We start from the raw sequence: 13,012 nt of genomic DNA on the forward strand, positions 1-13,012 counted from the left end.
CCGGCCCCCGCGCCGATGCCTGGAGTCTGGGACGGTTGCGCCCTGCTCGGCAAACCCCTTCGGCGGGGGTCGAAACCGGACCGCCTCGCGGCTGGGCTCGGGGTGGGGAGTTCGCAGGTGGCGGCGCCTGCGGCGGTCAGGGGAGGGCTTCGAGATCGAGGAGGGCGCCGGCGGGGATGAGGTGGGCTTTGCTCCCCCCGTCGGTGAGCCGCTTGGCAACCAAGCCGATCAGCTCACCGGTGCCGACGTGGAACGCCGGAGCCCCCGTCAGGCCGACGGGCAACTCACCCTCGACACGGACCCAAGGACCCGAGCGGCCTTTGACCTCGAGCAGGCCGGAGTGCCGATACCTCCTGCCGGTTTCATCTCTTGCATGCGCATTGACCAACAACTGGCTCCCCGGCATCGTCGACTGCCCCAGAGCGATGGACGGCACCACGTTCGCCAGTGGCTCGGCCAACCGCATGACGGTCAGCACGAATGGCTCCGGCCCGTACTCGATGATCTCGGCTGTGGTCCCCTTCCCGTCGGAGGACGTGATCCGCCAGTCCACCTCGATCGTTCGAGACAACAGCTGGGGCACGACCACCGTCGTCGGGCCGACGAGGAGACCATTTACCCTCGTCCTCCGCTCCCTATTGCGGTACTGATACGCGACCTCGACGGTCACCGAGCCGACCGTCTCCTCGTCGATCCTCCAGGACGACGACGTGTTGACGAAGACGTCGCCGTGGATGATGGTCCCGGCGCTCATCGGACCGGGGATGTCAGCCGGACCCGGGCCGACGGCAACGAGATCGTCCGGCTCGGCGCCGCGCTGCCGTGTCTCCGCCTCTGCCAATTGCCGTTCGAGCCGCTCGCACCGCTCCTCCGCCTGGCGATGCGCCTCGCGTGTCTCCTCCAGCTCATCCTTCAACTGCTGTATCTCGGCGATCAGTCGTGTTCGATCGGCGTCCGGGTCGGGTCCGGTCCGAAACCCACCGATCTGCAACTGAAGCTCGCGGACGCGGTGTTCGCGATCGCGGAGGGTGTCCTCCAGCCACCGTTCCCGCTGGGCGGCCCGACGAGCGTCCTCGTCCGCCACGGCAAGCTGCTGCTGCAACAACTGCACCTTGTGCGTAGGGCTCTTACCCGACCTGAGCGCGGCGTGGTGCAGAGCGCGCAGCATCTCCGTCGTCTCCGCCGTCGGCACTGTGCCACGCATTTCCGCGATGTCGTTCAGCAGGTTGAGTGCGAATTCCCATGGCGGAAGGCGCTGTCCGCTGAGGTAGCGGGAGACCGTGGACGAGTCGTAACTGCGACGCGCCGCGTAGCGCCGCTCGGAGATCTCCAGCCCCGCGAACAGATCACGCAACGCCTGCGCCAGCGCGCGCATCTCCGGCGAGATCCCCTCCCCGAACGCCTGTAGTTCGCTCACTGCCACCTGCCTGTCAGCACCGCTGCGCCTGCCGCAGCACATCCGTCCCCATCGACCCTGAGTCGTACCACCACCGACCACGGGAAGGGGCCTCAATGGCCAACAACGGCAAGCGGATTCATGACCTCATCGCCTTCCTCGCCGTGCTGGCATCGGGAATCGTGCTGGTGCTGCTGGGCGTCTCACCCGGCGCACTGGCGACCGTCACCGCGTCCCTGTCCGGGCTCTACACGACCTGGCGCGGCGGCGGTCGCCACACGCCGTGATCACCGTTCCCGCAGCTCGAACCACACGCGCTTGCCGACGACGTGCAGCCCGTCCCAGACGAGGTTCACGCCGAAGGCGTGCGAAAGCTTGTTCATGAGGATGAGGCCCCGGCCGCGCTCGTCACCCGCCTTCGCGGTGAGCCGGCCGTACGGGCGCCTGACCGGGTCGCCGTCCCGCACGGCGACGACCACCCGGTAGGGCCTGACGGTGACTTCGACGGAGAGGGCGGCCACGCGGGCGTGCTGGACGACGTTCGCGACGGCGTCCGAGACGCAGACGCACGCGTCGTCGATGAGGGATGGGTGCCCGGTGGCTTGCAACGTTCCGCATACGAACTGGCGGGCGAGGCGGGCGGTTGTTGCTGTTGCCGGTGCGGCCAGCTCGTAGAACGTGCTGGGGTTGAAGTAGGGCTCGGTACGTGGGTCGTTGAGCACGGTGGAACTCATGGGCGCCTCCCTGTTCACGGTTGCCGATGTTCTTCACTTCCGCGCGCCGCCGTTGTCCGTGGCCTGGCCACCAGCTTTGGCCTCAACTTGCTTGCTGGTAGCTGCACTTCGGTCCTTCCTGCGACGGATGCGCGGTGCGGTTAGGACGGTAGGGCACATGCATGTGACCGCTCAAGCGCAGGCCAAAGCCTGCACGCCAGCAGGTAGACCCGCGAGACTGGAGCGCGCACACTTGACACGCGAGAGGAGAGGAACGTCTATGCCACCCCGGAGCAGCCCGACTGCCAGGCAGGCGCGCCTAGGTGCCGAACTCCGCAAACTCCGAGAAGCCTCCGGCCTCCCCGCCCGCGCCGTCGGCGAATTCCTCGGCGGAAATCAAGCGACGGTCAGCCATATCGAAGCCGGCCGCTGGGGCGTCAGCGCGGACCGGGTCCGACGGCTCGCGTCGTTCTACTCCGCCAGTGACCCGCAACTGGTGGACGCGCTCTGCGCGATGACCGAGGCACGCGGCAAGGGGTGGTGGGAGGAATACCGTGGCATTCTGCCCGCCAGCTTCCTCGACATCGCCGAGCTCGAGAACCACGCGTCCTTTCTGCGGTCCATCCGGATGCTGCATGTACCTGGCATCCTTCAGACAGCGGACTACTCCCGCGAGCTGATCGGCAGCGGGGTGCTGAGCCTGCCCAGCCGCGAGATGGCCGCACGGGTTGAGCACAGAATCCGTCGACGCGAGATCTTCAATCGGACCGACCCGCCGAAGTTCGATGCGTTCATCCATGAGGCAGCCCTGCGGATGCGCTATTGCAGCAGCGATGTCATGCGTTCTCAGCTTGAGCTGCTGGAGGAAACCGCTGACTGGCCGAGCGTCCGCGTTCGCGTCATCCCATTCGATACGCGGATCACAGGCTCGGTCCACTCGGTGCTCTATGCGGGTGGCCCGATCCCGAAGCTCGACACCGTCCAGCTCGACAATGCCTTTGACGGACACTTCCTCGACGCCGAGGCTCAACTGGTTGAGTATCGATCCCTGTTCGACACGATCGATGAGATCGCGCTCGATACGAACGAGTCCCTGAAGTACATCCACCGCATCGTGCAGGATTTGTGAGCTGACCGACATGAAAAGAACCCTCTGGCAGAAGTCCTCCTTCTCCGGCCCGGACAACAACCCGGACTGCTTAGAGCTGGCAGCGACCTCGGGAGCAATACTCATGCGCGAGAGCGACGCTCCGTCCGTCGTAATCGCGACGGCTCACACCCGAGTGCGCGCGCTGCTCGCGAGCGTCAAGGAAGGTGCGTTGCAGTGAGCCCAGAGCCCGCGTGGCAGCGCTCATCCGCCTGCGGCGGAGGTGGCAACAACTGCCTGGAGGTACGCGCGATGACCGGACTGATACAGGTGAGGGAGAGCGAGGCCCCCGGCACCGTCATCGCCGCCGCCCCACCCACCCTGGGAGCCCTCCTGCGCAGGGTCAAAGCAACCAGTCCGTGCCAGGCGGGGCGCGATCGACGCGCTCAAGGGCTATGGGGCCCTCTCAGCCGGCTACCTTGAAGGCGGAGTTGACCACGCCCATGACGTAGGGCCGCTCGGACGCGGTGCCGGTGGGGTTGAGGGAGTAGGCCACGCGCCGCTTCAGGTCGCGGGTGGCGAAGACGCCGTTGGTCCACCCGGGCAGGGAACCGGTCTTGCCCCAGACGGTGACGCCGTTGTCGAGAGTGACCCGCATCAGGCCGCCGGCGCTGAAGCAAGCCGTCCCGTTGATGCAGTTCTTGTTGGTCGGCGCGTTGTCCACATTGGGCACGGTGAACGCCAGCTCCTGCTGGGCGGGCGGGAGGAGGCGGCCGCGGAACAGGGCGGTTATGAAGCGGTCCAGATCAGCGGCGGTGGAGATCATTCCGCCCTCGGCCCATGCCCAGGGGCTCTGCTCGGTCACCTCGTCCGTACCGACGTACACGCGAGCGTGCGGTGCGGGTATGGACATGTCGTCCGGCGAGGGAAGGCTGGTGTTCCGGAGTCCCAGCGGACGGATGATGCGGCGGGTGAGTTCGTCCTTGAAGGTTCGGCCGGTCACCTTTTCGACCAGTAGGCCGACGACGAACGTGTTGACGCCGTTGTACTGCTGAACGCTCTTGGGCGGGGTCGGCTTCGCCCCTCGGCTCTCGGCGGCTGCGAACGCATTGCGCACCACATCCTGCGGCGACACGCTCTTCCGCCACCAACCGGGCCCGTCGGCGGGCCCGGGAACGCCGGCCGGGGCCGGCAGGCCGCTGGTGTGGTCCAGGAGCTCGCGGACGGTGACCGTTCCGTATGCGGCCGGGATGAGGTCGGGCAGGTAGGGCCGGACGGGCGCGTCGATGTCGATGCGGCGCTCGGCAACCAGCTGGAGCATGACCGTGCTGGTGAAGGCCTTCGTCACGCTGCCGATGCGGAAGTGAGCGTCGCGGGACACCTCCCCCGCGGTTCCGGTCCACGGCATCACCGGGCCGTCCCCCGCCACCCTGACCAGCGCACCGGCGACGACGGGATCGGGGAGACGGGCGAGCAGATCCCGCACCGGCGCAGGATCGAACGAGGCAGCGGCCGCGGACCGCTGCGGCACCGCGGCAGACGCCGTCGCGGCGGGAATGCCCGCACCTGCTGTGATCGCGGCGAGGGCCATGCCGGTCACGGCCAAGCGGCGGACAACGGAAGGGCGGTGGTGCATCGGGCTGCTCCCAAGGATGGTGGCCACAGAGCCAGGAAACGGTGGACCATCGGTAACTCTGCCTGGCCTGACACCAGATGCCATCAGTGATCACCCTGAGCAGCCCCCGAGGCACCCCTGAGAGCCCCCCGGCTCCGGCGAAGTACAAACACAGCGAGGCCGTTTGGCCCGCCTCCAGGCGGAAAGTCAGGACATCAGACGAACTCGCCCGGACGAGGAGCCGCCATGTCCACCGCCTACGTCGTCGTCACCGTCTTCGCCGCCATCATGACCGGCTTCTCCGCCGGCACGTTCATCTTCCGCGCCCCGTGGATCGTGCGGTCGCTCACCGCGTACGGCGTGCCCGAATCGTGGCTGCCATGGCTCGGCACGGCCAAAGCCGCCGGGGCCGTGGGCCTGTTGGCCGGGCTGGCCGTGCCTGTCATCGGCGTGCTGGCCGGGATCGGGCTGGTGCTGTACTTCGCCGGGGCCGTCGTCACCGTGGTCCGGGCACGCTCGTACGCCCACGTGCCGATGCCCCTGCTGTACGCGGCGCCGGTGGTCGCGTCCCTGGTGCTGAGGGGGAAGGCCTGACGGCCGGGGGGATTGTCAGTGGTGTCACTTACCGTGGGGGCATGACCACACGGGGGACCGTTCGACGCGCGGCACCGTGGTGAAGGGGAGGAAACCATGGGGACGCGCCTGAGAGAAACCGCCAGTGGCGTGGCCGTCTTGCTGTGGCGCGAGCACGTCGTGTACCGCGAGCGGGGCGGGGGCGTGGTCATCCGGGGCGAGCACGTGCAGCGGTGGATAAGCATGGCCCCGAGCGGCGGCCGGGACGAGATCCTGCTGCGCGCGGGTCGAATACTCGACGGCGGTACGACCGCGCCCGCGCGTTCGGAGGCCGTCGCGAGCCTCGGCGCAGGGACGCAGGAACTCGCCGCGATATGCCGACGCCTCCTCGCCGAGGCCGCTACCGAGGCCGCCCCGCCCAAGCGCTCCGCGCGGTCCGCGCGGCTCTCGTCACCCCGGCGGGCCGGGAAGCGGAACCGCCGGATCCGGATCCGGCGCGGTCGGCACACGGGCTTCGGCTCGTGGGTGGTCATCGTGTGCGTGATCGGCCTCGTCGCCCTGTACGCGTACAACGCGGCCGTGGCGCACCGATGAGCGTCACGGCCACGAGGCACGCGTTCACCACTTGATGGCGTCCTGGAGGTCCGACTGCCAGTAGGTGACGGCGGCCGAGTCGTCGATGTACGTGCCCTGGGGGAGGGTGAGGTGGGCGGGGGTGCCCGTGGAGCCGTCGCCCGAGCGGTTGGAGAAGTGGACCTCCAGGTTGCGGGCCGTGCGGCCGTGGTCGCCGCTGCCGTCGGCGGAGGAGATGCGGATGCCCGCGTAGGCGGACTGGCCCGGCTCCAGCATGACGACGGACTGCGGCACGCTGTCCTGCACGACCTGGGTGGCGGACTGGTCCTCGTCGAAGCGGAGGGCGGGGGCGCTGTACACGGCGCAGCGCTTGGAGCCGGTGTTGGTGACGGTGAGGGCGAGGTGGTTGATGGGGCGGCTGATGGTGTTGACCGTCACCTTGGAGTTGGCGGCCGAGCAGGCGACGAGGCGGTCGGCGGCCTTGCTCTTGGTCGCGGCCGGCGTGGCGGCCGGAGTGGTGGCCGGGGCAGCCGGGCGGGCCGCGGTACCGGAACCAGGGGTCGCGTCCGGGGAGGCGAGCGCCTTGGCGGCGGCGGCGGAGGTTGAGGGCGCGGGGCTGACCTGGTTCGCCGCGACGCTCTGGCCCTGGCAGGCGGCGATGGTGACGACAGCGGCGGCCGCGAGGGCGGCACCGGTGATACGGCCGGCGATGGGCATGGGTGTCTCCCGTACGCATGGGTCTGGTGTGGGTGTGGGTGTGTCGGTGGCGTGGATCCGGCGGCCGGTCGAAGGCCGGTCCGCTCGTCGCCCCCACAGCCTGCGTCGCTCGGCGAGTCCACCGCAACGGTGTTCGAGCCATCCGGGAAAATGGAATGGTCGAACGCGTTCTGACCTGGGGAAATGCCATTCCCCTGGAACGCGGTCCTGGGATGGGGAGGGGCACGGCCGATGGCCGAGGGGACCGAGGAATTCGCCGAATTACTCCGTGAGCTGAAGGATCGCTCCGGGCAGAGCTACGCGGGACTGGCCAAGCGGCTGCACATGAGTACGTCGACGGTTCACCGTTACTGCCACGGGGACGCCGTACCGGCGGAGTACGCCCCCGTGGAACGTTTCGCCAGGGTGTGCGGGGCGAAGCCCGAGGAACTTGTCGCGCTGCACCGCCACTGGATTCTCGCCGATGAGGCGCGGCGGCGGAAGGCCGCGGCCAGCCGGGCGGCGGCCGCCACCGAAGTGGCGGCCGAGGAGGCCGATGCCGCCCCGGCTCCGGATGCGCAAGGCGCCACCGCCACGTCCGTTTCGTCGGCGGCTGCGGGCCCGTCGTCGGGTGGTGCCCACCCGTCCCGCCCTGCGGGACGATTGCCCACCACTAGGTCCGTCCGGCTCGCGCTCATCGGCGCCGCCGTCGTGGGCATCGTCGCGACCTCGGCCGCCGTGGTGGGCTACGCGGCCTCACGGGACGGCGGCTCCCACGACGACGCCCGCCCCGGACAGGCGCAGTCCCCCAGCACGCTCTTCACCGTCCCCAAGCCGAGGACCATTCCGAAGCCGCTCACCTCGTCGCCCCCGTCGGCCTTGCCGCTCCCCTCCTCCCCCTCCGGTGGCAGCGCCACCCCCGCCCCCGACGGCCGCTCGCACGGCTCCCAGGCAGCGCCGGACGCCCCGGGCGAGCCCCCCGGCCCCGGCGCCGGGCCCGAAAAGCCGGGCGGCGGCAGCGGAGGGGGCGATTCTGCATCCGGCATTCCGCTGACCGTGGCGGTCCGGCCGTACATCTCGGAAGACCCGTGCAGCCAGCTATATCTGACGGACCGCCAACCGCTGTTCATGCCCGCACCCCCGGAGGTGAGGGAGAACCGCGGCTGGGCGGAGAATCTGCGGGCCGTGGCGGGCGGGCAGGCGAAGGTCGAGCTCTCCGTGCAGGGCAAGGGCACCGAGGCTGTCGTGCTGCACGCCGTCCGGGTCCGGGTCGTGAACCGGTCGGCGCCGCTGTCCTGGACGGCGTACGTGATGGGGTCCGGCTGTGGCGGCGGCCTCACGCCCTCCTTCCACGACATCGACCTCGACGCCGACCAGCCGGTGGCCCGCGCGGCGTCCGGCAAGCAGGGCGACATCAAGGTCCCCGCCACGGACTTCCCGTACCGGGTGACCTCGACCGATCCCCAGGTGCTGGAGGTGGTGGGCCGTACCGAGAGCCATGACGTCAGCTGGTACCTGGAGCTGGAGTGGAGCAGCGGGGACCGGCACGGCACCATCCGCGTCGACGACAACGGGCGCCCGTTCCGTACGAGCGCCATCAAGGACCGTCCGCAGTACTCCTACTGGATGGGGAAGAACGTCTGGGTGCCGGTGGAGGACGAGTACCGGTCCAAGTGAGCCCCGCCCACAGGCCCACGCAGGCCCACACAGGCCCCACAGACCCGCCCGCCACACGGGGGCGGGTCCGGTGCGGCGGGCGGAGTCGGCAGACAGCGAAACCCTTCGTCTCAGGGGCAGTTCAGGGGCTGATTTCCGCTGTCCACGGCACACACGTCCGTACCGCCGCCACCGTCCACCTCGCCCTGGTTGACGTGGACGTGGAGGACGTCGTCCCCGTCGTCGCCGTGCACCCTGCCCGTGGGGGCCACGGTGCCGTTGATGTCGATGAAGTCGTTCCCGTCGAAGCCTTCCACGAGGCCCCGGATGGTGACGGCGCCGTCGGCGAGGATGACGTCCGCGCCCCGCGCGCCGCGGATGAGGCCGGCGTCGCCGGTCGTGGCGGTCTTGAAGAGGAGGATCAGGTCGTCGTCCTGGCCGCCGCGGACCGCGCCGAGGACCGCGCCCCTGAGGTCGATCTCGTCCCGTCCGGCCTGGCCGTCGATGACGCCCTTCTCGGTCAGCCGGGCGCCCTCCGCGAGGACGATGTGGTCCGCGCCGTCGCCGCCGAGAACGGTGCCGGACGCTTCCCCGTTCAGAGTGATCGTGTCGGCGCCGCCCTTGGCGTCGACGGTGGCGCCCGCGTCCAGGCCGGTGCAGACGATGACGTCGTCGCCGTCGGTGCCGGTGATCTCCGGGCCCGGCGCGGGCGTGCCGTTGACGGTGCAGGAGGTCGCGGCCCGGGCGGGCGTCGCGAGGAAGGCGGCGGGCAGGAGGAGGGCCGCCGCCGTGACGGCGGCGACCCGAACTGCCTGGACGGCTCGGACGACTCGGCGAAGGCGGTTCGTACGCGTCATGGCGAGCACATCCCCCTCACAACGGGATTCCGGCTCTCCCCCATTACCTTCCGTTAAGCCGACGCGCCGAAACGGCGCGAAAGCCCCACGAAAGGATGAACCACTGCGGTCGGTTATGACCTCGGCGCGACCTTGCTCAGGCCGTTGATGATGCGGTCCATCGCGTCGCCGCCCGTCGGGTCGGTCAGGTTCGCCAGCATCTTCAGCGTGAACTTCATCAGCAGCGGATGCGTCAGACCGCGCTCCGTCGCCATCTTCATGACCTTCGGGTTGCCGATGAGCTTCACGAAGGCGCGGCCGAGCGTGTAGTAGCCGCCGTAGGTGTCCTTGAGGACCTTCGGGTAGCGCTGGAGGGCCAGTTCCCGCTGCGCGTACGAGGAACGGGCGTGCGCCTGGACGATGACGTCGGCGACGATCTGGCCCGACTCCATGGCGTAGGCGATGCCCTCGCCGTTGAAGGGGTTGACCAGGCCGCCCGCGTCGCCGACGAGCAGCAGGCCGCGGGTGTAGTGGGGCTGGCGGTTGAAGGCCATGGGGAGGGCGGCGCCGCGGATGGGGCCGGTCATGTTCTCGGGGGTGTAGCCCCAGTCCTCGGGCATCGAGGCGCACCACGCCTTGAGCACCTCGCGCCAGTCCAGCTCTTTGAAGGAGTCGGAGGTGTTGAGGACGCCGAGGCCGACGTTGCTCGTGCCGTCGCCCATGCCGAAGATCCAGCCGTAGCCGGGCAGCAGCCGGTCCGGGCCGGGGCCGCGGCGGTCCCAGAGCTCCAGCCAGGACTCCAGATAGTCGTCGTCGTGGCGCGGGGAGGTGAAGTACGTGCGGACGGCGACGCCCATCGGGCGGTCCTCGCGGCGGTGGAGGCCCATGGCCAGCGAGAGGCGGGAGGAGTTGCCGTCGGCTGCGACGACCAGCGGGGCGTGGAAGGTGACCGGGGTCTTCTCCTCCCCCAGCTTCGCCTCGACGCCGGTGATGTGGCCCGTGCGGTCGTCGATGACGGGCGCGCCGACGTTGCAGCGCTCGTAGAGCCGGGCGCCGGCCTTGACGGCCTGCCGGGCGAGCTGCTCGTCGAAGTCGTCGCGCTTGCGGACCAGTCCGTAGTCCGGGAAGGACGCCAGCTCCGGCCAGTCGAGTTCGAGGCGGACGCCGCCGCCGATGATGCGGAGGCCCTTGTTGCGCAGCCAGCCCGCTTCCTCGGAGACGTCGATGCCCATCGCCACGAGCTGCTTGGTGGCGCGCGGGGTGAGGCCGTCGCCGCACACCTTCTCGCGCGGGAAGGCCGTCTTCTCCAGGAGGAGGACGTCGAGGCCGGCCTTGGCCAGGTAGTACGCGGTCGTGGAGCCGGCCGGGCCGGCCCCGACGACGATCACATCAGCGCTGTGTTCGGTAGGGGTCACGGTCACGGTGGCTCTCCCGTTCGGCAAAGGGGATTCGGCAAGGGCTGGGGCCATTGCCGGGTCGAGTCTATGAGCCGGGCGGGTGCGGGCGGTGGCGAGGTCCGCCGTTGCCCACCGTTGCCCGCCCGGCTCTACGGAATCGGTATGACAGATCAGCTCGCGTTGTACGGGCCGACCCACCAGAAGCGCAGCGCTGTGTCGAAGATCTGCCGCGCCTCGGGGTAGAAGCGCTCGCGCTCCGAGAACATGACGGCGTATTCGGTGCCGGACTCGTCCACGTACGCCTGGTTCATCGCCCGCATGACCTCGCCGCTCTTCTCCTTCCAGGTCCACTCCCAGAGGGCGCCGGGGCGGCCGAGGAAGGTGTTGCGGGTCATCGTGACCCGCGTGTAGCCGTCCTGCCGGGAGACGGTCTTCTCCAGCTCCTGGAAGTGGTCGTACGAGGACTTCCCCTCGCTCGGCACGACGCCGATCCGCAGCTGGGCCGCGCCGGTGGGGCCGTGGTAGTCGATCTGGTCGCCGCCCTGGGTGTAGCGGCGCCAGTACTCGGGGACGGCGAGGGAGAAGCCCTCGGGGGAGGTCATCCGGATGTAGCCCTTGGGGGGCTCGCCCGTGGGGGGCTTGGGCTTGGCGCCGGGGTCCGGTGTCGCGGAGGCGGAGGGCCCGGTCGCGGGGGCGGTGGGCTCGCCCGATGCGGACGCCACGGCCGATGGCTGGGCCTTGTTGTCGGCGTTGTCAGTCTTTCCGCTGCCGCTGTCGTTGCCCACCAGCATCACGCCCGCCGTCACGGCACCGCCGACCAGGAAGGCCGCCAGGCCGAGGGCCGCCCACACGAACGGGCTGCGCGCGGGGCCCGCGCGAGGGGGGACGGGGGCGGGTGCGGTGTACGCCAGGGGCACGGGAGCCGTCGGGGGCTCCGGGGGCACGGTGGGCTGCGCGACGGGCGCCGCAGTCGGAACGGGCGGGGCCGTAGGCGGCTGAGCCGGTACGGGCGGCCGGTCCGGCACGGGCGGCTGCGCGGGCACCGGGGGCCGGTCCGGCACGGGCGGCATGGACGGCACCACGGTCATACCCGACGCCGCAGCCACGCCCACCACATTTGTACCGCTCATACCCTGGCGCCCCAGCACGCCCGCCAGCAGCACCGCGCCCGCCGTCCACAGCAGGCCGAACAGCAGCAGCTCCCCGGCGTTCGTGCCGACCGAGGCCTCCATGCCCGGCAGGCGCCCCGAGAAGGGAGAAGAGGAACCGGAGGTCATCCGCATGTCGCCGCCGGAGACGAACGACAGCAGCCACACCGCCGCCAGGAAGAACACCCCGGACAGCACCTGCTCCACCCGGTCCGCCGAGCGCCGCGCCGCCAGGACGGCAAGGATCACCGCGCACACCACGCCCAGCGCCACGGCGCCGGCCTGGGCCCAGCCGCCCGCCAGTTCACCGATCTCGGAGAGGCCGAGGGTGCCGCCCACATGGCGGCTGTGCTCGGTGGACGAACCCTCGACGCCCGCGCCCCAGGAGACGCCGAGCGCCATCAGACCGAGGTTGACCAGCACCGGGAGCGAGCCGACGACGGTCCAGCCGCCCACCTCGTCCTGGTGCGCGGCGAGGACGACGAACACGACCAGCGCGCAGAGCGCGACCGACAGCCCGAGGGCGCGCAGGGCGGTGCCCCACGCTCGTATGACCACCTGTACGCCGGCGCCCAGGCGCTCGACGAACCGGTCGCGGCACAGCATCGCGCCGCTCACCGCACCCGCCAGCGCGCACGAGAACAGCGCGGCGAGACCGGGCGAGGTGGAGACCGACAGCTGCTCGACGCCCGGCTGCCCGCACAGGGCGAGCACCAGCACCGCGGCCCCGCACAGCAGCGCGACGCGCACGGCGGCCTCGGCGCCACCGGCCGTCCCGCCGGGACCGGTCGTACGCCCGGTCGTACGCCGCAGCCGGGCCGTGCCCAGAGCCACCGCTCCGGCCCACAGAATCGTGACCGTCAGCGGCCATACGGAGAGATAACCGCTGCCGCGCAGGAACATCGACAGCAGGCTGTCGCCACCCCGCAGCTCCACGTCCAGGGTGCCGCCGAGGCCCTGGATCAGCAGGGCGAGGACGACCTGGAAGCGGTCGGACCAGTCGCCGAGGCTCATGCGGTCGAAGTCGTCCGAGGACGGCAGCGAGATCGCGACCGCGAGGACGAGGAGCAGGGCGGAGGGCCACAGCGCCGCCCTCGCCGCCCCCGCCCAGTCCCCGGCGACCGTACGGCGCAGGAACAGCGCACCGCGCGAGGGCGGGGCGCTCAGGGGTGGCGGGGGGTACGACGGCGGGGGTGGCGCGGTCGGCACGGTGCCTCCGGGACTCGGCGACGATCAGACGATCGAGCGATCGGACGATCATGGGCAGGGGCCAAGATCGTATCGATCCTGAGCGCCCTGCCCATGACAATCGCCGGGAGGCG

The 13,012-nt window shown here is 70.5% G+C and carries 14 protein-coding genes; 7 read left to right on the plus strand and 7 right to left on the minus strand.

Features of this window, described 5'->3' with window-relative positions; all coding sequences use genetic code 11:
• Positions 1 to 136: 136 nt before the first annotated feature.
• Positions 137 to 1,417, minus strand: a complete 1,281-nt coding sequence (locus RM609_RS07820; RefSeq protein ID WP_311609033.1) for an AAA family ATPase — start codon at positions 1,415 to 1,417, stop codon at positions 137 to 139.
• A 95-nt stretch (positions 1,418 to 1,512) separates the two neighbouring features.
• Between RM609_RS07820 and RM609_RS07825 the strand changes: the two genes are divergently transcribed.
• Positions 1,513 to 1,683, plus strand: coding sequence for a hypothetical protein (locus RM609_RS07825; protein WP_311609035.1), 171 nt, complete (start codon positions 1,513 to 1,515; stop codon positions 1,681 to 1,683).
• Here RM609_RS07825 and RM609_RS07830 read toward each other — a convergent pair whose 3' ends face one another.
• The gene (locus tag RM609_RS07830) at positions 1,684 to 2,130 is read right to left on the minus strand and encodes an ATP-binding protein (protein ID WP_311609037.1); all 447 of its coding nucleotides are present in this window, start codon (positions 2,128 to 2,130) and stop codon (positions 1,684 to 1,686) included.
• Between the two features lie 259 nt (positions 2,131 to 2,389).
• Between RM609_RS07830 and RM609_RS07835 the strand changes: the two genes are divergently transcribed.
• Genes RM609_RS07835 through RM609_RS07845 form a run of 3 tightly spaced genes read left to right on the plus strand, consistent with a single transcriptional unit; the run spans position 2,390 to position 3,679 of the window.
• The gene (locus tag RM609_RS07835) at positions 2,390 to 3,238 is read left to right on the plus strand and encodes a helix-turn-helix domain-containing protein (protein ID WP_311609039.1); all 849 of its coding nucleotides are present in this window, start codon (positions 2,390 to 2,392) and stop codon (positions 3,236 to 3,238) included.
• Between the two features lie 10 nt (positions 3,239 to 3,248).
• The gene (locus RM609_RS07840) at positions 3,249 to 3,437 is read left to right on the plus strand and encodes a DUF397 domain-containing protein (RefSeq protein WP_311609040.1); all 189 of its coding nucleotides are present in this window, start codon (positions 3,249 to 3,251) and stop codon (positions 3,435 to 3,437) included.
• On the plus strand, positions 3,434 to 3,679 hold the full coding sequence (locus RM609_RS07845; protein ID WP_311609042.1) for a DUF397 domain-containing protein: 246 nt from the start codon (positions 3,434 to 3,436) through the stop codon (positions 3,677 to 3,679). Before RM609_RS07840 ends, RM609_RS07845 begins: the two co-directional genes overlap by 4 nt.
• On the opposite strand, the gene RM609_RS07850 is transcribed toward RM609_RS07845, so the two are convergent.
• Complete coding sequence (locus RM609_RS07850; RefSeq protein ID WP_311609159.1) at positions 3,663 to 4,796, minus strand: serine hydrolase domain-containing protein; 1,134 nt, start codon at positions 4,794 to 4,796, stop codon at positions 3,663 to 3,665. The genes RM609_RS07845 and RM609_RS07850 overlap by 17 nt on opposite strands.
• A 261-nt stretch (positions 4,797 to 5,057) precedes the next feature.
• On the opposite strand from RM609_RS07850, the gene RM609_RS07855 reads away from it, so the two are divergent.
• The gene (locus tag RM609_RS07855; protein WP_311609044.1) at positions 5,058 to 5,405 is read left to right on the plus strand and encodes a DoxX family protein; all 348 of its coding nucleotides are present in this window, start codon (positions 5,058 to 5,060) and stop codon (positions 5,403 to 5,405) included.
• Positions 5,406 to 5,501: 96 nt separating this feature from the next.
• On the plus strand, positions 5,502 to 5,978 hold the full coding sequence (locus RM609_RS07860) for a hypothetical protein (RefSeq protein ID WP_438828395.1): 477 nt from the start codon (positions 5,502 to 5,504) through the stop codon (positions 5,976 to 5,978).
• Positions 5,979 to 6,002: 24 nt separating this feature from the next.
• Here RM609_RS07860 and RM609_RS07865 read toward each other — a convergent pair whose 3' ends face one another.
• Positions 6,003 to 6,674, minus strand: a complete 672-nt coding sequence (locus tag RM609_RS07865) for a DUF4232 domain-containing protein (RefSeq protein ID WP_311609045.1) — start codon at positions 6,672 to 6,674, stop codon at positions 6,003 to 6,005.
• A 231-nt stretch (positions 6,675 to 6,905) separates the two neighbouring features.
• Here RM609_RS07865 and RM609_RS07870 point away from each other — a divergent pair, with 231 nt between their 5' ends.
• Positions 6,906 to 8,330, plus strand: a complete 1,425-nt coding sequence (locus RM609_RS07870) for a helix-turn-helix domain-containing protein (protein WP_311609046.1) — start codon at positions 6,906 to 6,908, stop codon at positions 8,328 to 8,330.
• Positions 8,331 to 8,440: 110 nt separating this feature from the next.
• On the opposite strand, the gene RM609_RS07875 is transcribed toward RM609_RS07870, so the two are convergent.
• The 3 genes from RM609_RS07875 to RM609_RS07885 all read right to left on the minus strand — a co-directional run bounded on the left by RM609_RS07875 (position 8,441) and on the right by RM609_RS07885 (position 12,899).
• Positions 8,441 to 9,166, minus strand: a complete 726-nt coding sequence (locus RM609_RS07875; RefSeq protein WP_311609048.1) for a hypothetical protein — start codon at positions 9,164 to 9,166, stop codon at positions 8,441 to 8,443.
• 113 nt (positions 9,167 to 9,279) lie between these two features.
• Entirely contained in the window at positions 9,280 to 10,566 is a 1,287-nt protein-coding gene (locus RM609_RS07880; RefSeq protein WP_311609049.1) for a geranylgeranyl reductase family protein, read from the minus strand.
• Positions 10,567 to 10,712: 146 nt separating this feature from the next.
• On the minus strand, positions 10,713 to 12,899 hold the full coding sequence (locus tag RM609_RS07885; protein ID WP_311609051.1) for a serine/threonine kinase C-terminal domain-containing protein: 2,187 nt from the start codon (positions 12,897 to 12,899) through the stop codon (positions 10,713 to 10,715).
• Positions 12,900 to 13,012 lie beyond the last annotated feature (113 nt).

Origin of the sequence: Streptomyces hesseae (assembly GCF_031845785.1) — a bacterium.
In the GTDB taxonomy this organism is placed as follows: domain Bacteria; phylum Actinomycetota; class Actinomycetes; order Streptomycetales; family Streptomycetaceae; genus Streptomyces; species Streptomyces hesseae.